The organism is Rhodoferax sp. LS1R11 (assembly GCF_056521395.1).
Genome location: NZ_JBWMAW010000012.1, coordinates 93826 through 113941, shown reverse-complemented (window position 1 = coordinate 113941; position 20116 = coordinate 93826). Strand labels below are relative to the sequence as shown.

Annotated in this window: 19 protein-coding genes; 9 read left to right on the top strand and 10 right to left on the bottom strand. The window is 60.9% G+C overall.

Features of this window, described 5'->3' with window-relative positions; all coding sequences use genetic code 11:
- The first annotated feature begins 8 nt into the window (after nt 1-8).
- Nucleotides 9-2183 (top strand): CHASE2 domain-containing protein, encoded by a 2175-nt coding sequence (locus AC097N_RS14975; protein WP_479582276.1) that lies wholly within the window; start codon nt 9-11, stop codon nt 2181-2183.
- Between the two features lie 11 nt (nt 2184-2194).
- Here AC097N_RS14975 and AC097N_RS14970 read toward each other — a convergent pair whose 3' ends face one another.
- Both AC097N_RS14970 and AC097N_RS14965 read right to left on the bottom strand, forming a co-directional pair.
- A complete protein-coding gene (locus AC097N_RS14970) occupies nt 2195-2794 on the bottom strand; it encodes an OmpA family protein (protein WP_479582274.1) in 600 nt (199 codons plus the stop codon).
- Nucleotides 2791-3252, bottom strand: a complete 462-nt coding sequence (locus AC097N_RS14965) for a FecR family protein (RefSeq protein ID WP_479582272.1) — start codon at nt 3250-3252, stop codon at nt 2791-2793. Before AC097N_RS14965 ends, AC097N_RS14970 begins: the two co-directional genes overlap by 4 nt.
- Nucleotides 3253-3408: 156 nt before the next feature.
- Here AC097N_RS14965 and AC097N_RS14960 point away from each other — a divergent pair, with 156 nt between their 5' ends.
- Nucleotides 3409-3687 (top strand): hypothetical protein, encoded by a 279-nt coding sequence (locus AC097N_RS14960; RefSeq protein ID WP_479582270.1) that lies wholly within the window; start codon nt 3409-3411, stop codon nt 3685-3687.
- A 10-nt stretch (nt 3688-3697) separates the two neighbouring features.
- Here the strand turns inward: AC097N_RS14960 and AC097N_RS14955 are convergent, their stop codons facing one another.
- The 4 genes from AC097N_RS14955 to AC097N_RS14940 are packed head-to-tail and all read right to left on the bottom strand — an operon-like array spanning nt 3698 to nt 7274.
- On the bottom strand, nt 3698-4384 hold the full coding sequence (locus AC097N_RS14955) for an ABC-type transport auxiliary lipoprotein family protein (protein ID WP_479582267.1): 687 nt from the start codon (nt 4382-4384) through the stop codon (nt 3698-3700).
- The gene (locus tag AC097N_RS14950) at nt 4381-5346 is read right to left on the bottom strand and encodes an MlaD family protein (protein WP_479582264.1); all 966 of its coding nucleotides are present in this window, start codon (nt 5344-5346) and stop codon (nt 4381-4383) included. The genes AC097N_RS14955 and AC097N_RS14950 overlap by 4 nt, the downstream gene beginning before the upstream one ends.
- 12 nt (nt 5347-5358) lie before the next feature.
- A complete protein-coding gene (locus AC097N_RS14945) occupies nt 5359-6147 on the bottom strand; it encodes an ABC transporter ATP-binding protein (protein ID WP_479582262.1) in 789 nt (262 codons plus the stop codon).
- On the bottom strand, nt 6144-7274 hold the full coding sequence (locus tag AC097N_RS14940) for an MlaE family ABC transporter permease (RefSeq protein ID WP_479582259.1): 1131 nt from the start codon (nt 7272-7274) through the stop codon (nt 6144-6146). The genes AC097N_RS14945 and AC097N_RS14940 overlap by 4 nt, the downstream gene beginning before the upstream one ends.
- A 92-nt stretch (nt 7275-7366) precedes the next feature.
- On the opposite strand from AC097N_RS14940, the gene AC097N_RS14935 reads away from it, so the two are divergent.
- The 4 genes from AC097N_RS14935 to AC097N_RS14920 all read left to right on the top strand — a co-directional run bounded on the left by AC097N_RS14935 (nt 7367) and on the right by AC097N_RS14920 (nt 12073).
- Complete coding sequence (locus tag AC097N_RS14935) at nt 7367-8176, top strand: enoyl-CoA hydratase/isomerase family protein (protein WP_479582256.1); 810 nt, start codon at nt 7367-7369, stop codon at nt 8174-8176.
- A 13-nt stretch (nt 8177-8189) separates the two neighbouring features.
- A complete protein-coding gene (locus AC097N_RS14930) occupies nt 8190-9914 on the top strand; it encodes a GMC family oxidoreductase (RefSeq protein ID WP_479582254.1) in 1725 nt (574 codons plus the stop codon).
- Nucleotides 9915-10194: 280 nt separating this feature from the next.
- On the top strand, nt 10195-10953 hold the full coding sequence (locus AC097N_RS14925; RefSeq protein ID WP_479582252.1) for a TSUP family transporter: 759 nt from the start codon (nt 10195-10197) through the stop codon (nt 10951-10953).
- A gap of 100 nt (nt 10954-11053) precedes the next feature.
- Nucleotides 11054-12073 carry a GGDEF domain-containing protein gene (locus AC097N_RS14920; RefSeq protein WP_479582250.1) on the top strand — a complete coding sequence of 340 codons (1020 nt, stop codon included), beginning with the start codon at nt 11054-11056 and terminating at the stop codon, nt 12071-12073.
- Here AC097N_RS14920 and mrdA read toward each other — a convergent pair.
- Genes mrdA through AC097N_RS14900 form a run of 4 tightly spaced genes read right to left on the bottom strand, consistent with a single transcriptional unit; the run spans nt 12060 to nt 16576 of the window.
- On the bottom strand, nt 12060-14063 hold the full coding sequence (mrdA, locus tag AC097N_RS14915; RefSeq protein ID WP_479582247.1) for a penicillin-binding protein 2: 2004 nt from the start codon (nt 14061-14063) through the stop codon (nt 12060-12062). The two genes, AC097N_RS14920 and mrdA, sit on opposite strands and share 14 nt — an antisense overlap.
- 3 nt (nt 14064-14066) lie before the next feature.
- Nucleotides 14067-14597 (bottom strand): rod shape-determining protein MreD, encoded by a 531-nt coding sequence (mreD, locus tag AC097N_RS14910; RefSeq protein ID WP_479582245.1) that lies wholly within the window; start codon nt 14595-14597, stop codon nt 14067-14069.
- The gene (gene mreC, locus AC097N_RS14905) at nt 14594-15517 is read right to left on the bottom strand and encodes a rod shape-determining protein MreC (RefSeq protein ID WP_479582242.1); all 924 of its coding nucleotides are present in this window, start codon (nt 15515-15517) and stop codon (nt 14594-14596) included. The genes mreD and mreC overlap by 4 nt, the downstream gene beginning before the upstream one ends.
- A 15-nt stretch (nt 15518-15532) precedes the next feature.
- Nucleotides 15533-16576 carry a rod shape-determining protein gene (locus tag AC097N_RS14900; protein ID WP_479582239.1) on the bottom strand — a complete coding sequence of 348 codons (1044 nt, stop codon included), beginning with the start codon at nt 16574-16576 and terminating at the stop codon, nt 15533-15535.
- Between the two features lie 201 nt (nt 16577-16777).
- Here AC097N_RS14900 and gatC point away from each other — a divergent pair, with 201 nt between their 5' ends.
- The 3 genes from gatC to gatB are packed head-to-tail and all read left to right on the top strand — an operon-like array spanning nt 16778 to nt 20112.
- Nucleotides 16778-17077 carry an Asp-tRNA(Asn)/Glu-tRNA(Gln) amidotransferase subunit GatC gene (gene gatC, locus AC097N_RS14895; protein ID WP_479582237.1) on the top strand — a complete coding sequence of 100 codons (300 nt, stop codon included), beginning with the start codon at nt 16778-16780 and terminating at the stop codon, nt 17075-17077.
- A gap of 24 nt (nt 17078-17101) precedes the next feature.
- A complete protein-coding gene (gene gatA, locus AC097N_RS14890) occupies nt 17102-18586 on the top strand; it encodes an Asp-tRNA(Asn)/Glu-tRNA(Gln) amidotransferase subunit GatA (protein ID WP_479582235.1) in 1485 nt (494 codons plus the stop codon).
- A gap of 2 nt (nt 18587-18588) precedes the next feature.
- Nucleotides 18589-20112, top strand: a complete 1524-nt coding sequence (gene gatB, locus AC097N_RS14885) for an Asp-tRNA(Asn)/Glu-tRNA(Gln) amidotransferase subunit GatB (RefSeq protein ID WP_479582234.1) — start codon at nt 18589-18591, stop codon at nt 20110-20112.
- Nucleotides 20113-20116: the final 4 nt, after the last annotated feature.

Sequence of the window (20116 nt, the reverse complement as noted above, 5' to 3'; positions counted from 1 at the left end):
CGTTTGCCATGCCGCGTGTTCGTACCGTGTTGTCCAAAGCTTCGGCCCTTGCGGTTTTGGTGCTCGCCATTGTGGCTGCGCTCATGCTGTGGCTGGTGGACCCGATCCCGGTGCAGAACCTGCGCCTGGCCCAGTTTGACCAGTTCCAGCGCTGGCAACCGCGCATGCAAACGCAGTCTGCCGTGCGTGTGGTGGATATCGACGAAGCCAGCCTGAAGGCTTATGGGCAATGGCCGTGGCCGCGTACCCGCATGGCAGAACTGGTGCAGCGCCTGCATCAGTCGGGCGCTTCGGTCATCGCGTTGGACTTGTTGCTGGCAGAGCCGGATCGCACCTCCCCGCGGGCCATGGCGCAGCTGTGGCAAAACCCCCAGGTCAGTGCGCTTCTGAAAGAACTGCCCGACCATGACGAGGTGCTGGCCAGCGCGATGGTTGGCAACAACGTGGTGCTGGGCACCAGCTTGTCGCATGAAGGTGGCCCCGCCCATTCCGTGGTGAGGCCCGTCGGATCGTCGCTGGCACTGCCTTACCGCATCATCAGCAGCGGTGATGCCCAGGCGCCGTCGCAGTGGCTGGACGAATTTGACAGCGTGGTCTGGCCGATGCCGGTGCTGCGCGCCAGCGCAGCCGGTTTGGGGGCGATGAATTTTGCAGCCGACAGTGATGGCGTGGTCCGCCGCGTGCCCCTCATGATGGGGCTGGGCGGGCAGATGACGCCCTCTTTGAGTGCTGAAGCCCTGCGCGTTGCACAAGGTGCCCGCAACTACCAACTGCGTAGCAATGAGGCTGGCGTTCAGGCGGTGCGTATTGGCCCGCTCACGGTGCCCACCAATGCCCGAGCCGAAATCTGGCTGCATTACCCGGCCTCACCGTCAGCGCATTTCCTCTCCGCTTTGCAGGTTCTGAATGGTCAGGTGGGCTTGGCCGAGTTGCAGGGACACATCGTGCTGGTGGGGAGTTCAGCCGCCGGTTTGACTGACTTGCGTGTCAACCCCATGGGCCAGTTGATGCCGGGCGTGCAGGCTCACGCACTGGCGCTGGAGCAGGTACTCTCCGGCCAGCAATTGCAACGCCCGAGCGGGGCTGCAGGCATTGAGGCGCTGGTTCTGGTGTTCGGTGCTTTCCTGGTGGGATGGGTGGCGTTGGTGGCGCCAGCCCGTTGGTCAGCCTTGCTGGCCGCCGCCGTTTTGGCCTTGCTCCTGGGCGGGGCCTGGTATGTGTTTGTGGCGGAGCATCTTTTGCTCGACGCGATCAACCCGGCGCTCGCGATTCTGTTGAGTTTCATCCTGGCCAGCGGGGTGCACCACTATGCCAGTGAGCGTGAGCAGCGCTGGATTCATCAAGCTTTCTCGCGTTATGTCTCCCCCAACCGGGTGGCGCATCTCATGGCGCATCCGGAGCAACTGCAGCTGAGTGGGGTGCGCCAGGTGTGCAGCTTTGTTTTTACCGACTTGCAGGGCTTCACCAGCATGATGGAGCGCAGTGACCCGGCGCAGGTGGTCACGCTGCTCAATGACTACCTGGATGCGATGCTGGACATTGTTTTCAAGCACGAGGGCACGCTGGACCGCATCATGGGGGACGCCGTGGTGGTGCTGTTCTCGGCCCCCGTTCAGCAAACGGACCACCGTCAGCGCGCGCTGGACTGTGCGCTGGAAATGGATGCCTTTGCCTCCCGTTACGCCCTGCAACTGCAGGCGCGGGGCGTACCGTGGGGCCATACCCGCATTGGCGTCCACAGTGGCGAGGTCATTGTTGGCAATTTCGGTGGCAAGACCCTGTTTGATTACCGGGCGCTGGGCGACCCCATCAACACGGCCGCGCGGCTGGAGAGCGTCAACAAAAAACTGGGTACGCGGGTGTGCATTTCACAGGCCATTCTGGAGGGCTGCCCCGGCGCCACGGTACGCGCTGTCGGGCGCCTGGTCCTCAAAGGCAAGAGCCAGCCTTTGCAAGCCTATGAGCCAGTCACCCCCACGCAAGGGGCGGCTTACGCAGCGTCCGCGGATTACGCCGCTGCGATGCACTTGCTGCAACCGGGGCCTGATCAACAACCCGGGTTGGCACTTGCAGCGTTCGAGGGGTTGGCCGCGAGTTGCCCGCATGATCCGCTGGTGCAGTTGCACCTGCAGCGGCTGCGTGAGGGGGCGACGGACGATTTGCTGGTGCTGGCCGAAAAATAGGCCAGCGCCCGTCAGCGCAGGGTGACTTCCACGCGCCGGTTGCGGGGCTCGGCCACTTCGTCCGGGGTGGTTGCCAGCAGGTTGCGCTCACCGTGGGACTCCACGGTCAGCACCGCCTCCTGCAGACCCAGGCCACGCAACTGCTCCGCAATGACGCCAGCCCGCTTGAGCGCCAGCGCTTCATTGCCTTCGGCGTTGCCCTGGGTGTCGGTATGCCCGATCACGGACATGTCGACTGCCGTGCGCTCCTTGGCGCGCACCACGATGCGTGACAGGAGGGCTTTGGATTCCACGGTCAGTTCGCTGCCACCACTTTCAAAATAAAGCAGAAACTGCTCCGGCAGGGCCGGGCGTGCACTCATGGCCGCGCCGAAATCACGCGCCAGCTGGTCCTTGCTGACTTCAAACGGCGCTTTGCTGCCATCCAGTGCCGCACCGGTTTGGGCTTGCGTCAGGACTTGTTCGCCGCCTGCGCCACGCACGGTCACCTGGCCGACGCTGCCGTCCGGGCTGGGCAGCAGCACCACATAGGAGCGGGACGCGCATCCCGCCAGAAGCAGCGCCAGGAGCACGGCGCTTGCCGTCAACGTTGACTTGAGGGGCTGGTTCATGGAGTGGCCTCTGTTTTGACGACAAACTGCGTGCCGCGCACACCAATGATGCCGGCCGGTGTCTTGACGGTCACGGCATCGGGCTTGAGTTTGGCGATGACGCCCGAGACGTAGTTGAGGCTGCCCTTGCCCAGCCGCACGCCCAGCTTGAGTTCGCCTTGCGCGGGTGAATAGAGGTACTCGTCCACGGTCAACTCCGTATCTGGCCCGAACGACATCACCGTGCTGTCCTTGAAGGTCACCCCCATCGTTGCGGCCTCCATGGTCTTGAGTTGGCTGCCCAGCAGAACTGAGGTGCCCGGCTGTGCTTTGAGGCGTTGCCCGGCGGTCGTGACCCAGGCCTCACCCGTCACGGTTTTGACGTAGCCCACGGGCTCGGCCTGCGCCAGAGCCCCCCATGACAGCGCCGACAGCACAAGGCCCGCCAACGGGTTCCAACCCAACAGTTTTTTATTCATTGCATGCTCCCATAAAAGCGTATTTTCACTTATCAGTCATGCAGGACGTTCAATTCTGAATAGGTGACGGCAAAGCTTTGCAAGTTGGTGAAACGGTGGCACCAACGCCCGGTGTGACTCTGACCCGCAAATGCTGATGTGCGTTAGGAGTAAACGATGAAAATCTTCCCCACTGAATTCGACGGCCAAACCATTCGCCGCGTGTACGACGAAGCCACTGAAATCTGGTGGTTTTCGGTTATTGACTTGGTGCAAGTGCTGACGGACAGCGAAAATGCGCGCGATTACTGGTTCAAGATGAAGCTGCGTGTCAAGGTGGAAGACGGGGCTGAACTGTCGACATTTTGTCGACAGTTGAAATTGCCTGCGGCAGACGGCAAGCAGCGGCTAACTGGCGGGAATGGGAACTCAATAGGAAGGTTCGCCCGTCAGTGATGGCTGAAATTTAACGTGCCACCCCCAGCAACCACGCCTCAATCTCCTGCACGGCAGCATCTGTGGCGGCCGTCAAGGCGCGCACACCGCCGGGGGCATCTGAGGTGAGCGCAGGCCGCTGAATGACAACGCTGCGTTGGGCTACCAGTTTTTCACCCGCGGGGCTGGCCCGCGTCAAGGTAGCGCGCAGGCGCAGCAGCCCGGTGCTTTTGTCAACCGCCTCAAACAGCTGGCTGAACTCTTCAAGCTCAATGCGCAGTGTGAGAGGGGGTGTTGCATCGGGCAGGCTGCTCTCACCTGCATTGAGCAAGACGTGGCTTTGACCCAGGTGTTCGCGCAGCCGATGGCGAATCAGCTGGGCCGGGGTCATGCTCCAGCGCGCCAGGGCGTAGGGCCTCAATTGCTGGTCGTTGGTGTAGACCAGCCGGTACAGGACGGCCGTGTCGTCCACTGCGGGGCTGGCCTCGATGTCGGCCACGGCCAGCGGAGGCAGGTTGACCGCGGGCCTGGGTGACGACTGGGGTGATGACTGCGTTGAGGGTGCCATCAGGCTGCCCGGGCCAAAGTCGTAGATGGCGGGGCGCACGGCTTTTTGCGGCAGGGCACAGCCCGTCAAGGCTGCAATAATTATGAGAAAAGTGGCTCTAGCCCAGGTAGGACGTGCGCTAGCAGCTATTAAATAGATAGCGTTTCTCATGGTTTTCCTGTTCTTGTAGAAAACCCGGCCTCACCGGGTCCGGGCAATTGGGGCCCATTGCCAATGATCAGTGACTGCGGGTTGTCGTTGACGGCGTCGAGTACCTGGGTCACCGATCGCGCGGTGCGAGCGGTTTCGTCCATGACACGGTGGAGCTTGGGCAGGGTGGAGGAGTTCAGGGTCTGGCCCGTGGCGGCCAGCGTGTTGACGCCCTGGGTCAACTGGTCCAGCGTGCCGCCTTTTTCATTCATGCGCTCGGTCACGCGTTTGAAGGCCAGGGCGGAGGCGCGGGCCTCATCGGCGCTGTCGCCTACGCGGTCCGACGTGGCCTGCAGCTTTTTCAGGGTGGCGCTGGACTCTTGCGCCAGTTGCGGCAGCATCTTGTCTGCCCGGTTTGAAAACGCCTGGACGCTGGCGGCGGCCTGGCCCATTCCGTCAATGGCGCCCATCAAACGTGCCTGGTTGTCAGGCGCGAGCAGCAGGTTGACGCGACGGCTGGTTTCATCAAGTTGCAGCAGAATGCTGGCGCCCTGGTCGGACAGCCTGGACAGCAGGCCGGGCCGCATGGGAATGCGTGTGGGTGCAGCGGTCGCGGCGGGCAGGCCCGCTTTGGCTGCGGCGCTGTCGTCGAGCTGTACAAACGCCAGCCCGGTGACGCCCTGAAAACCCAGGGTGGCAAAGGTGGCGGTACTGATGGGCGTTGTCTCGTCAATGGCAATGTGGACCAGCACGTTGCCCGGGGTCTGGGGGTCAAACCCGATGTCGGTGACCTTGCCCACGTTCACGCCCTTGAAGCGCACGGCCGCTTGCGGTTGCAGGCCGGTCACGGCCTCGGCGCTGGAGAGTTCGTAGACCCGCAGTGAGCGGGTGTCGCGGGTCAGCCAAACGGCCATGCTCACGAGCAGGGCCAGGAGCAGCAGCACAAAGCTGCCAGCGGCGAGGGCGTGGGATTTGTTTTCCATAAATGTCCGTTTCTACAGGGCCGACGCTTGGCCGGGCAACAAGGCACTGGCGCGCTGGCCCCGTTCACCGAGGAAGAAATCATGAATAAAGGGATGCGGATGGGCCATGACCTCCCGCGGCGACCCGTTGGCAATGATCTTTTTGTCGGCCACTACCGCAATGCGGGTGCTGAGTTCAAACAGCGTGTCCAGGTCGTGCGTGACCATTACCACGGTCAGCCCCAGTTCGCCGTGCAGGGACTTGAGCAGCGCACAAAAGGCGTCCGCACTGTCCGGGTCCAGCCCGGCCGTGGGTTCGTCCAGCAGCAGCAGGGGCGGGTCCATCACCAGCGCACGGGCCAGCGCCACGCGCTTGACCATCCCGCCGGACAGATCTGCGGGCATTTTGTGGGCCTGTGACGGGTCCAGGCCCACCATCTGCAGCTTGACCATGGCCACATCCCGAATCAGTGCGGCGGGCAGGGTGCCCAGTTCGCGCAGCGCAAATGCAATGTTCTCCAGTACCGTGAAGGCCGAAAACAGCGCGCCGTGCTGGAACAGCATGCCCACGCGGCTGGCCGCCCCCTCGTTGCCCAGCTCAGACGCGGGCTGGCCCAGCACAGTGACGCGGCCGCGGGCTGGCGTTTCCAGCCCCAGTATCTGGCGCAGCAGCACGGTTTTTCCGCTGCCTGAACCGCCCACAATGGCCATCATCTCGCCCGCGTCGATGGTGAGGTCCAGGCCCTGGTGGATGACGGTCTCCACCCCTTGCGTGTGAAACACGGACCAGAGTTTGTCTATTTCGACCACGGGCTGGCTCATAGGCCAATGTCCTTGAACACCACCGCAAACAGCGCGTCCACCAGGATCACCATGGTGATGGAGGTCACCACCGAGGCGGTGGTGCCTTGCCCCAGGCTTTCGGTATTGGGCTTCACGCGCAGACCGTAGTGACAGCCAATCAGGGCGATCAGCAGCCCGAACACGATTGATTTGGAGATCGCCAGCGTGAGGTTGGCGACCTGCACCGCGGGCGGCAGCGCGGCAAAGAAATACGCCGGGGTCACGCCCATCACCAGGTCTGATGCCAGCATGCCGCCCAGGAGTGCCGCCAGCGTGGTCCACACGGTGAGCAAGGGCATCGCTATGGCCATGGCCATGGCGCGCGGCAAGACCAGGCGAAACCCCTTGGGGATGCCCATGACCCGCATGGCGTCGAGTTCTTCGGTGACCCGCATCACCCCAATTTGTGCCGTGATGGCGGAGCCGGAGCGGCCCGCGATCAGGATGGCTGCCAGCACCGGCCCCAATTCCCGAATGAGGGAGATGCCCAGAATGTTGACGATGAAAGCATCGGCGCCAAATTGCCGCAACTGCTGCGACATCAGGTAAGCCAGCACCACGCCGATCAAAAAACCGACCAGCGCCGTGATGGGCAGTGCCGTGGCGCCAATGTGGAACAGGTGGCCCGACACGTCGCGCCACGGACCTTTCCCCGGGGCGCGCAGCAGGCGCCAGGTGTCCAGTAAAAGCTGCCCCATCAACCGGATGAGTCCGCTGACATGGTCCAGAAGAAACAGGACCTTGCTGCCCAGCAAAAGAAACACTTGCCATCCCGAGGGACGTGAGGTCACCGGTGGCGGTATCGAAAACTGGGCCACCCGGGCCAGCATGGTGCGTTGGCCGTCGAGCAAGAAAAGATGTTTGGGCCATTGATGGTCCCACGCGTTCCACAGCACCTGGGCACCGGTGTGGTCCAGCTTTTGAAGGGAGCGCAAATCCCAGGGATGGTCCGCTGCACCGGCGTTTGATGGCGTTTTCAACGCGCCTTGAATCTGCGACCACACCACGGGATCGGCCAAGCGCGTCGCCGTCCAGCAACCCGACACCACGACGCCGGAACCTTCTGGCGTCATGTGGGGGGTGATGCGTGGGGTGTTGTCCTCCATGGAGGGGCGCGGGCTCTCAAAAGTGGAGTGAACATCGTAACGCCAAAGACCTGCTTTCCCGTTGACACGGGTCACATGACGGATGCGGCAAAATGACCCAAACAGGAGACAACGTGAGCAACGTCATTTTTTCATCAACGTCCGAACTCGGCGTAGAACAGCGCGGCCCGGTTTTGTGGCTGACCATCACCCGCGAAGAGCGGCGCAATGCCATGAGCCATGGCGTGCTGGCGGGCATGGCGCAGGCCATCCTGGCCGCGCAAAGCCAGCGTGACATCCGCGCCATCGTCATCACAGGCGCCGGCACCAAGGCGTTTTGTGCCGGGGCTGACCTGCAGTCGGCCCAGGCCTTCACCACCGACTATTCCGAACCCCATGGCCATCTGGCGCAACTGCTGCGGGCCGCCCGGGCCAGCTATGTGCCTTTGATTGCCCGCGTGAATGGCGCCTGCATGGCCGGTGGCATGGGGCTGATGTCGATGTGCGACATGGTCGTGGCAGCCCGCCATGCGGTGTTTGGCCTGCCCGAGGTCAAGGTGGGGGTGTTCCCGGCCCAAGTGCTGAGCGTCTTGCAGCACCTGATTCCGCGGCGCACCTTGAACGAGATGTGCCTGACCGGCGAGCCCATCACCTCCGCCCAGGCGTTGGACGCGGGCTTGGTGAACTATGTGGATGACGATGTGGATGCCAAGCTGCAGTGGCTGCTGGACCGCATGCTGGACAAATCACCGGCCGCCATCCGCCGGGGCCTCTACACCCTCAAGAAAGTCGAAACCATGGCGTTTGAAGAGTCCATGTCGTTTACCGAGAGTCAGATTGCCCTGTTTACCCTGACGGCAGATGCCAAAGAGGGCCAAAAAGCATTCCAGGAAAAGCGCAAGCCGAACTGGGTCGGACATTGAGCACAACACACCCATGAGCACCACCTTCGACTACATCATCATCGGCGCCGGCACGGCCGGTTGTCTGCTCGCCAACCGACTTTCGGCCGACGCGACCAAGCGAGTTCTTCTCATTGAAGCCGGGCGCAAGGACGACTACCACTGGATTCATATTCCGGTGGGCTACCTGTATTGCATCGGCAACCCGCGCACCGACTGGCTCTTCAACACCGAGCCCGAAGCCGGGCTGAACGGCCGGGCGTTGCGTTACCCGCGCGGCAAAACGCTGGGCGGCAGCAGCAGCATCAACGGCATGATTTACATGCGGGGTCAGGCGCGTGACTACGACCAGTGGGCGAAGCTCACCGGGGATGACGCCTGGACCTGGGACCAGTCCCTGCCGTACTTCAAATTGCATGAAGACCACCACAAAGGCGCCAACGCCTTGCACGGCGCGCGTGGCGTGGCGCCGGAGTTGATGCGTGACGATGCCACGCCCTACCGCAAGGTGTTGCGGCACCGCAATGCCGGAGGCGAGTGGCGGGTTGAAAAGCAGCGTTTGCGCTGGGACGTGCTGGACGCGTTTTCGCAGGCCGCGCAGCAAGCGGGCATCCCGGCCAGTGAGGACTTCAACGAAGGCAGCAACGAGGGCGTGGGCTATTTTGAAGTCAATCAAAAAGCCGGTTGGCGCTGGAATACTGCCAAGGCCTTTTTGCGACCCACCTGTTACGGGCGTCCCAACTTCGAGATGTGGACCTCGGCCCAGGCGAGCAAGCTGTTGTTTGAAACGCAGGCCGATGGCAGTCAGCGTTGCACCGGCGTGCAGGTGTGGGCGAGTCATGAAATGGTCACGGCCAGCGTGATGGGCGAGGTCATCCTGTGTGCGGGCAGCATTGCTTCGCCCCAGTTGCTGCAACTCTCCGGCGTCGGTCCGGCGGCGCTGCTGCAAAAGCATGGTGTCGACCTGGTGTTGGATGCGCCGGGCGTGGGCGCCAACCTGCAGGACCATTTGCAGATTCGTGCGGTCTTCAAGGTGGACGGCGTCAAGACGCTGAACACGCAGGCCAACTCCCTGTGGGGCAAGGCCATGATCGGGCTCGAATACGCGTTCAAGCGTACCGGCCCGATGAGCATGGCGCCGTCGCAACTGGGCGCGTTCACGCGCAGTGACCCGGCGCAGCCTTATCCCAACATCGAGTACCACGTGCAACCGCTCAGCCTGGACGCGTTTGGCGAGCCGCTGCACGGCTTCAATGCATTCACCGCCAGCGTGTGCAACCTCAACCCCACGAGCCGGGGCACAGTCCAGATCAAGAGCGGCAAGTTCGAGGATGCACCGGCGATTGCGCCCAATTACCTCAGTACCGATGCCGACCGCAAGGTGGCGGCCGATTCGCTCCGGGTCACGCGCAACATCGTGGCGCAGCCTGCCTTGGCCAAGTACCAGCCCCAAGAATGGAAGCCCGGCACCCAGTTTCAAAGTGACGAGGATCTGGCCAAACTGGCGGGCGATATCGCCACCACGATCTTTCACCCCGTGGGCACGACCAAGATGGGGGCTCAGAATGACCCGATGGCCGTGGTGGATTCAAGGTTGCGTGTGCGCGGAAAAGGCGGGTTGATTGCTGGCCTGCGTGTGGTGGATGCGGGCGTGATGCCCTTGATCACCAGTGGCAACACCAACTCGCCCACGTTGATGATTGCCGAGAAGGCCGCGCAATGGATTGTTGAAGACGCCGCTTTGCGTGCCAAAGGGTAAATCCTCAGAGGGTAAGTCCTGATGTGGCACCCCGATTTTTTGCTTACATTATTGCCAATCGTCAACGAGCCTCAGGCTCGCTGAAGGAGAGAGGCCCAGGAGACAAAGCCCAATGGGCAAACTAAAAATAGCGCATCCGCAAGCAGCTGCGTTTTGATAAGGCACCGGTAACCCCGGTGCCTTTTTCAGTTTAAACAGCCTGTAGTCCCCGTATTCATTGCGCAGGCAGCTATCAATATCAGAGCATTTTCCGCCTGTGAGTGAGTGAGACAATGGCCTGATGGAAATGTTGATTGTGTCGTTGGCCTCCCTCCTGGCCGGGTTTGTGGACTCCATTGTGGGCGGCGGTGGCCTGATTCTGGTGCCCGCTCTGTTTGCAGCCTTTCCCGCCTCCCATCCCGCCACCTTGTTTGGCACCAACAAAGGCGCCTCGGTCTGGGGCACCGCCTTTGCCACCTTGCAATTCAGCCGCCGCGTGGAGATGCGGTGGGCGGCCCTGCTGCCTGCTGCCGCTGCGGGTTTTGTGGCCTCTTTTGCGGGAGCATGGCTGGTCACGGTCGTGTCACCTGACTACCTGCGCAAGGTGCTGCCTTTTATCTTGCTGGTGGTGCTGGTGTACACCCTGTTTAAAAAGGAGTTGGGGCGAAACCACACGCCGCAGTTTGCCGGTGCCAAAGAAGCCTGGGTGGCGGCAGGCATTGGTGCAGTGATCGGGTTTTATGACGGATTTTTTGGACCCGGTACGGGCAGCTTTCTTGTTTTTTTGTTTGTGCGTTTGCTCGGCTACGACTTCCTGAGCGCTTCGGCTTCTGCCAAGCTGATCAATACCGCGACCAATGTCGCAGCGCTCATTCTCTTCTCCGTCAAGGGTCACGTCTGGTGGCATTTTGTGGTGGGCATGGCGGTAGCCAACGTGGTTGGCAGCTTGTTGGGAACGCGCATGGCACTCAAGCACGGCACCGGTTTTGTCCGTGTTGTCTTCATTCTGGTGGTCAGTGCATTGATTGTGAAAACCGGGTATGACGCGTTCGTGCGCTGAGTTGCCCCGAGGCTCCGTCAAGCCTTGCTGTTCGCTCACGGTATCATCGCGCCGACCCTGGTGATTGTGGGAGGGTTTTGGATCACGTTGGAGATTAACCTTGCGGTACAAAGAATCAAAAGAACAAAGTGCGGAATTGCTGCGACAGGTGCTCACCTTGATGGGGCAGCACGATGCCGCCTTCAATCCGGTGTCCTTTGCAGTCTGGTATGAATTTGCAGCTGGCATCAATGCCCGCCTGGCACAGGCCCTCAAAAGCGCGATGCAGACTGAGCCACGGCTTGGAAATGACACGCTGGCACGCCTGTACCTGGCGTATGTCGCCCAGGTCGATCAAGTGGACATGCAACGCATTAGCGGAGAGTTGCAGCGCATGATGGCAGGGATCTCTGACAGCGCAGCCCGCACCGGCGACCGGGCGGGGGCCTTCAGTGATCAGCTTGACGGTTTGTCGGTGGCTCTCAAAGCCAATGATGCCCAGGCCATGACGGACCTGGTCGTGGCGGCCCTGGCTGGCACGGCACAGATGAAAACCTCGGCCCAGGAACTGAAGGCGCAAGTCGCTTCCAGTCGCCAGGAAATTGAACGTTTGCAGGTGGACCTGGTCCGCGCACGCGACGAGGCTGTGCTGGACCCCTTGACCCGCGTGTTGAATCGCAAGGGTTTTGACCAGGAGCTGGCCTCCCTGCTGGAGGAGCCGCTCCTGCCCGAACGCGAACATTGTCTGATCATGCTGGACATCGATCATTTCAAGAAGGTGAACGACACGCACGGTCACGTGATGGGCGACAAGGTCATTCAGGCCTTGGGCGAAGTCTTGCGCAGCTGTGTGGCCGACAAGGCCCACGCGGTGGCCCGGTATGGCGGCGAGGAGTTTGCCGTTCTATTGCCGAATTGCACGCTGGACTACAGCTTGCAACTGGCTGAAAAAATCCGCCAACGGACCAAGGACATGAAAATTCGCGACCGCCGTACCCAGGAGGTGGTGTTGACGGTCAGCATCTCGGGTGGTCTGGCGGCGATGCAAGTCGGCGATGACGCGTCCGGGCTCATCGCGCGCGCGGACAGCGCCTTGTACAAATCCAAGCAAGCCGGCCGGGACCGTATTACCTGCGCTTGAGGCCTGGTGCGCTGGCGGCTTTGGCTGCTGGTGTTGCGGTCTCTGGCGAGCCGGGTGGCCAGGGCATGTCATCAAGAGAACGGGGTTTGCCAAGAGGTGCAGTCGCTTTGCCTGTGCGCACAGCCTGAAAGTCCTCGGTGCTCGGGTACTGGTTCATCAGCCAGTAGTCAAAAATGCGGCGTGCGATGGGGGCGGCACTCTGGCCGCCAAAGCCGGCATTTTCTACAATCATGGCCAATGCGATCTTGGGTTCTTCCGCGGGTGCGAAGGCCATGAAAAGCGCGTGATCACGAAGCCGTTCATCGATTTTGGAGGCCACATACTTTTCATTCTGCTTGACCTGAAACACTTGCGCTGTTCCGGTTTTACCCGCGCTGGTGTAGCCTGCGCCGCGAAAACTGCTGCTGGAGGTTCCCTCGATGTTGACGCCCACCAGTGCTTTTTTGATGATGGCAATATTGGCTGGTTTGGCAATGACTTCGCCCATGGATTGCTGCACCGTCGTGCTGGGCGCGTGGGTCATGATGTCCACCACCTCCTTGACCAGGTGGGGCTTCATCTTCATGCCGTTATTGGCCAGTGTGGCAGTGGCACTTGCCAATTGAAGCATGGTGAAGTTGTTGTACCCCTGGCCAATGCCCAGTGAGATGGTTTCGCCCGAATACCATTTTTGATGCTCGGGCCGTTTGTAGGCCCGGCGCTTCCATTCCGTGGACGGTAGCAAACCGCGGACTTCGCCAAAAATGTCAATGCCGGTCAATTCGCCAAAACCGAATCGTTGCAGCTGGTCATGGATGGTGTCCACCCCCATGTCGTTGGCGAGTATGTAGTAATAGGTGTCGCAGGACTGGACGATGGAGGTGTACATGTTGACCGTGCCATGTCCCCCTTCCTTGTCGTCCCGGAACCGGTGGTTGCCAAACATGAAATAGCCTGGGTCGGAAATCGACTGCTCCGGTGTCCGTATGCCGGTTTCCAGCGCGGCCAGTGCCATGAACGGCTTGTAGGTGGAGCCTGGTGGATAGGTGCCGCGCAAGGCCCGGTTCAACAAGGGTTTGTCGGGCGACTGGTTGAGGGCCTGCCAGCTCTCGCTGTCGATACCCTCGACGAAGAGGTTGGGGTCGAAGGTGGGTTTGCTCACAAACGCCAGGATCTCGCCGGTCTTGGGGTCCAGCGCCACCAGTGCGCCGCGTCGCTCGCCAAACAGTTCTTCCACCAGATGCTGCAGCTTGATGTCAATCGACAACTGGACGGTGTTGCCTGGTACGGCTGGGCTGCTGTCAAGTTTGCGCATGGCCCGTCCACCGGCCGAGGTTTCTACCGAGTCCACGCCGGTGATGCCGTGCAACTGGGTCTCGAAACTCTGCTCGACACCCAGCTTTCCAATGTATTCGGTGCCCCGGTAATTGGCCTGGTCGTCGGAATCATCCAGCCGTTCTTTTTCTGACGGGTTGATGCGCCCGATGTAGCCAATCACATGGCTCGCCAGCGCGCCAAAGGGGTAGTTGCGAAACAACCGCGCCTTGATGTCAACACCGGGAAACAGAAACCGGCGGGCTGCAAACTTCGCAACTTCTTCATCACTCAGCCGGGTTCGCAGCGGCAGGGACTCAAAGCTTTTGGATTCTTCCCGCAGCTTCTTGAAGCGACGACGGTCACGGGCCGTGATCTCCAGCACCTGCGACAATTCATCAATCGTCTGCTCCAGGTTGGCAACTTTGGAGGGGGTGACTTCCAGCGTGTAGGCCGAGTAGTTGGTGGCCAGCACGACGCCGTTTCGGTCCAGGATCAACCCCCGATTGGGGACGACAGGCACGATCGCGGTGCGGTTATTTTCTGCCTGCTCGGTCAGGTCTTCATGACGTACCACCTGCAGGTAGACCAGCCGCGATGCCAGCAGTACAAAAAAGAGCACCACCGCGATGCTGGCCACCAGCACCCGCGAGCGAAAGCGGGACAGGTCCGCCTCTACATTGCGTAACTCCATCATGGTCTAGAGAGGCCGATGCGCATCAGGGTTGGGCGCTCTTCGCTGGGGCAGCAGCAAGAAGACGCTCACGACTGGCCAGAGCAGGGATTCCATCAATGGCGCCAGCAATATCCAGAGCCCCGGGAACGCGCCCCCGGCAATCATGCGCACGACCAACTCTATGGCATGAGCGGCTGCGAACAACGGCAAGACCTGAAACGCCTGCGATGGCACGCTGAACCACAGCAGGCGGCGGTGGATTGCAATGGCCAGAAAACTCAGTACCGTGTAGGCCAGCGCATGCTGGCCCAGCATGGCGCCCTGGTGAACGTCGATCAGGATGCCAAAAACAAAGGCGACACCGATGCCGACCCGCCGCGGTTGATGGACACTCCAGAACACGAGCGTCAGGGCCAACAGGTCGGGCACCCAGGCGGCCCGTCCCCACAAGCCCATGTTCTCCAGCATGTTGAGGGTCAGGGCCAGCAGCAAGGTGGCCCAGATGAAGAGTGGATTGGCGGGCAGCAGCAACTGCTGGCCGGGACGCATGATCATGATGGCTTCGTGCCTTTGCGGACTGGCCCGGCAGGTGCTGGTTCAACGGGACGCGGTGCCACCTGTGAGGTCACCGCCTTGAGCACCATGACATGCCCCGCGCCTGAAACCAGCGCCAGCGGGGCACAGGTGATGCGCGCGAAGCCTGAATCCACCCTGCGTTCAATTTTTTCTATCCGCGCCACCGGCAAGCCGGGCGGGTAGACGCCGTCAACACCGCTGGTGGTCAGCAGGTCGCCCACCTTGACATCCGAGTTGGCGGCCATGAAGCGCAGCTCCAGGGCCCCGGCACGGGGGGCCGGGTCGCCAAAGGCTACGCCGCGCGCCCCAGTGCGTGTGTTGAGCACGGGAATCGCCTGGTCACGGTCGATCACCAGGGTCACTTCGCTCACCATCGGGTAGACCCGCGTCACCTGGCCCAATACGCCGGTTTCATCCAAAACCGGAGAACCGGCTTCCACTTTATCGAGCAAGCCCCGGTCAATGATGACCTTGCGGGTGTAGGGGTCGGCGGCGTCGTACAGAACCTGTGCCGCCTGGGATGGACTTGTGATCCGGTCGCGCAGCCCCATCAGCTGGCGCAGACGCATGTTTTCGAGCGTGAGTTGCTCGACCTGGCTGGCGCGCTGAGACTGCAAATCGAGCTGGTGGCGAGCTGCTTCTTCGCCCGCTTGCGATGCGCGCAGTGATTCGAAATACTTGCCGCCCTCCTGCGCCCACGTTGCTGGGCGTAACGCCAGCCACTGAAATGGGTACAGGGCCGTTGCCACGGTCGTTCGCAGGGGTTGCGCGATGTGAAATCGCGTGTCTGCCACCATCAGAAACAGCGCGAGGGCGCTGAAAAATGTCAGTTTGGACAGGGCCGAGGGGCCCTGTCTGAAGAAGGGGGGGGGTGTACCGTCCAGCGTACCAAGTGGCATCGCTGCACCTGAAAATTATTCGCTGGTGAAAATGGAGCCCAGACGCTCCATCTGCTCCAGCGCCATGCCGCAACCCCGAACCACGCAGGTCAGGGGATCTTCGGCGACGAGGACAGGCAGCCCTGTCTCTTCAGCCAACAGGCGGTCCAGATCGCGCAACAAGGCGCCACCGCCGGTGAGCATCATGCCGCGGTCGGCAATGTCTGCACCCAGCTCGGGCGGCGTCTGCTCCAGCGCGTTCTTGACGGCCGACACGATGTTGTTGAGCGGGTCTGTCAGGGCTTCCAGAATCTCGTTGCTGGAGATCGTGAAGCTGCGTGGCACACCTTCAGACAGGTTACGGCCACGGACTTCCATCTCGCGCACTTCGCTGCCGGGAAAAGCCGAACCAATTTTCTTTTTGATCGCTTCTGCCGTGGGCTCACCAATGAGCATGCCGTAATTGCGACGGATGTAGTTGATGATGGCTTCGTCAAACTTGTCGCCACCCACACGCACACTGCCTTTGTAGACCATGCCGCCCAGGGAGATCACACCGACCTCGGTGGTGCCGCCGCCAATGTCCACGACCATCGAACCGCTGGCCTCGCTCACGGGCAAGCCAGCGCCAATGGCGGCAGCCATCGGCTCTTCAATCAAATACACATCGCTGGCGCCAGCACCCAGGGCTGATTCGCGAATGGCGCGACGTTCCACCTGGGTTGAGCCGCAGGGGACGCAAATGATGATGCGGGGGCTCGGGCGGAAGATGCTGCGCGGGTGCACCATCTTGATGAATTGCTTGAGCATTTGCTCAGTGACCGTGAAGTCGGCAATCACGCCGTCTTTCATGGGGCGGATGGCCTCAATGTTGCCGGGAACCTTGCCCAGCATGGCTTTGGCTTCCTTGCCGACGGCTTGAATGGTTTTTTTGCCTTGCGGGCCGCCTTCGTGGCGGATCGCGACAACTGAGGGCTCGTCCAGCACGATGCCTTTGTCACGTACGTAAATCAGGGTGTTGGCGGTACCAAGGTCAATCGCCAAGTCAGTGGAGAAGTACTGACGGAATGCTCCAAACATTAAAAATCCTCTCGGGCATGGCCAGCGCTTCGGCTGACCATCACCATATTGACTGGTTCAAAATCGTATATTTCTGGCAAAAACGCGCGGCGCCGCGGAGTCAAAGCCAAAGGCGGGATAATACCTCATCCCCTGTCAAAACTTAAGCCGACTACGCCTCTCCTGATGTGTATTACAACCGGTTTCGAATGAAAAACTGTCATGTCCCTGACTTCTGCTGACATCGCCCGAATTGCCAATCTTGCCCGACTCGAACTCAGGCCGGAAGAAAGTGAGCGCATGCTGACCCAGATCAATGGATTTTTTGATCTGGTCGAGCAAATGCGCGCCGTGGACACGGCCGGTGTGGAGCCTCTGGCTCACCCGGTGGCCACCATCCAGGACATCGTATTGCGTCTGCGCGAAGACCGCGTCAGCGAACCGAACAATCGCGAGGCCAACCAGCGCAATGCGCCTGCCGTGGAGCATGGGTTGTTTCTGGTTCCCAAGGTGATCGAGTAATACGCGGACCCACCAAAGTAAAAAATGACGAACAGCACTTCTGAACTACACGACCTGACGGTCGCCCAGCTGATCACCCAGTTGCGCCAGCGCAAGGTTTCTGCGGTCGAATCCGCCCGGCACTTCATGGCGCGCGCCAAGGCCCACGCCGCCTTGGGGGCGTTTCTCGATATGAACGAAGAGGCGACCCTGGCCCAGGCCCGGGCTGCCGATCTGGCATTGGCAGCTGGCACAGCAGGGGACACCCAGACACTGCTGGGCGTTCCTGTGGCACACAAGGATATTTTTGTCACCCGCGATTTCATCACCACAGCGGGCTCCAATATGCTGGCGGGCTACCGGTCGCCCTTTGATGCCACGGTGGTCGACAAGCTGGCTCGTGAAGGTGTGGTGACCTTGGGCAAGCTCAATTGCGACGAATTCGCGATGGGGTCGGCTAACGAAAACTCGGCGTTTGGCAAGGTCCAAAATCCGTGGGATATCACCCGCACGCCTGGTGGGTCGTCGGGTGGCAGCGCCGCAGCGGTGGCGGCCCGGCTGGCGCCTGCAGCAACCGGGACGGATACCGGGGGCTCCATTCGCCAGCCCGCTTCGTTTTGCGGTATCACCGGCATCAAGCCCACCTATGGCCGCGCTTCGCGTTACGGCATGGTGGCGTTTGCTTCCAGCCTGGATCAGGCCGGTCCGATGGCGCGTACGGCCGAAGATTGCGCGTTGCTTCTCTCTGCCATGTGCGGCCCCGATCTGGACCGCGATTCCACATCGCTGGAAGTGCCGGCTGAAAACTTCACTCGTTCGCTGCACGACTCGATCGAAGGTTTGCGCATTGGCGTGCCCAAAGAATTTTTTGGTGAAGGTCTGGCTTCAGACGTTCGTGCCGCGGTCGATGCGGCCTTGGCAGAGTACGAAAAACTGGGCGCGAAGCTCGTTCCCATTTCGCTGCCCCGCACCGAACTGTCCATTCCCGTTTACTACATCATTGCCCCGGCCGAGGCCTCCAGCAATCTGAGCCGTTTTGACGGTGTGAAGTTTGGCCACCGCGCCGACAAATACACCGACCTGGTTGATATGTACAAAAAGACCCGTGCCGAGGGGTTCGGCGATGAGGTCAAGCGTCGCATCATGATCGGGGCCTATGTTTTGTCCCACGGTTACTACGACGCGTACTACCTGCAGGCGCAAAAGATCCGTCGCATGATTGCCGACGATTTCCAGCAGGCTTTCAAGGTGTGCGATGTGATTGCCGGTCCGGTCGCACCCACGGTGGCGTGGACGCTGGGCGGGCATGGCAATGACCCACTGGCTGATTACCTGGCTGATATCTTTACCTTGCCGGGTTCGCTGGCCGGTTTGCCCGGCATGAGTATCCCCGTCGGTTTTGGCGCAGGCCACATGCCCGTGGGCATGCAACTCATTGGAAATTATGTGCAGGAGGCGAAGCTGCTGAACGTGGCGCATCGTTTCCAGCAGGCTACGGATTGGCACAACGCCAAGCCCCAGGGATTTTGAACATGAATGAATTTGTCGAAAAAGCGCCGTTGCCTTCCCGTGCGGCCGTCAAGTCACCCTTGGTGATGGGCTATGAAGTCGTGATTGGCTTTGAGACCCATGCCCAGCTGTCGACCCAGTCCAAAATTTTCAGCCGTGCCGCCACGGCGTTTGGTGCCGAGCCCAATACGCAAGCCTGCGCCGTGGATCTGGCGCTGCCCGGCACCTTGCCGGTGATGAACAAGGGGGCGGTGGAGCGGGCCATCCAGTTTGGTCTGGCGATTGGCGCCCACATTGCGCCGCGCAGCATCTTTGCCCGCAAGAACTATTTCTACCCTGACCTGCCCAAGGGCTACCAGATCAGCCAGTTTGAAATTCCGGTGGTGCAGGGCGGGGTTATTGAGTTTTTTCTGGGCGATGAAAAGATGGAGGTCCGTCTGGAGCGCGCCCATCTGGAAGAAGATGCAGGCAAGTCCTTGCATGAGGACTTCATTGGCCAAACCGGTATTGATTTGAATCGTGCGGGTACGCCCTTGCTGGAAATTGTGACCCAGCCCGACATGCGCTCCAGCGCCGAGGCGGTGGCCTACGCCAAGGAGCTGCACAAGATCGTCACCTGGATTGGTATTTGCGACGGCAACATGCAGGAAGGCAGCTTCCGTTGCGATGCCAATGTGTCGGTCCGCAAACCGGGCGAGCCTTTGGGCACACGCCGCGAGATCAAGAACCTGAACAGTTTCAAGTTCATGCAGCAGGCCATCGACTATGAAGTGCGCTGGCAAATTGAACAGATCGAGGACGGTCACACCATCCAGCAGGCGACCGTGCTGTTCAACCCCGATACGGGTGAAACGCGCGCCATGCGCACCAAAGAAGATGCGGCCGACTACCGGTATTTTCCGGATCCGGATTTGCCGCCGTTGGTGATTGCAGATGAATGGGTGCAACGCGTGCGCGCCGAGATGACGGAGTTGCCACGGGTCATGGCGCAGCGTTTTGTGACGGACTACGAGCTCTCTGAATACGACGCCACGGCACTGACCCAAAGCCGTGAGATGGCGGCGTATTTTGAAGCCACTGCCAAGGCCTGCGGCCAGCCCAAGCTGGCCAGCAACTGGATCATGGGTGAAGTTTCACGCCGCTTGAATGTCAGTGATGCTGGGATTGCGAAAGCTCCTGTAGGAGCGCTGCAACTTGCTGCGTTGATCAGTCGTGTTACCGATGGAACCGTATCCAATACAGGTGCGAAGCAAGTGTTTGAACTCTTGTGGACGGGCGAAGAAGCGCTGGTCGCGGGGTCTTTCGCAGAGATGAGCGCGATGACTCTTGCCCTGATTGAAGCCAAGGGTCTCAAGCAAATGAACGACACCAGCGAGCTGGAAAAAATTGTTGATGATGTGCTGGCCGCCAACCCGAAAAACGTCGAGGAATACAAGGCGGGCAACGGCAAGGCGCTTAATGCGCTCGTGGGCCAGATCATGAAAGGCAGCAAGGGCAAGGCCAATCCGCAGCAAGTCAACGACCTGCTGCGCAAAAAGCTGGGCTGAGATC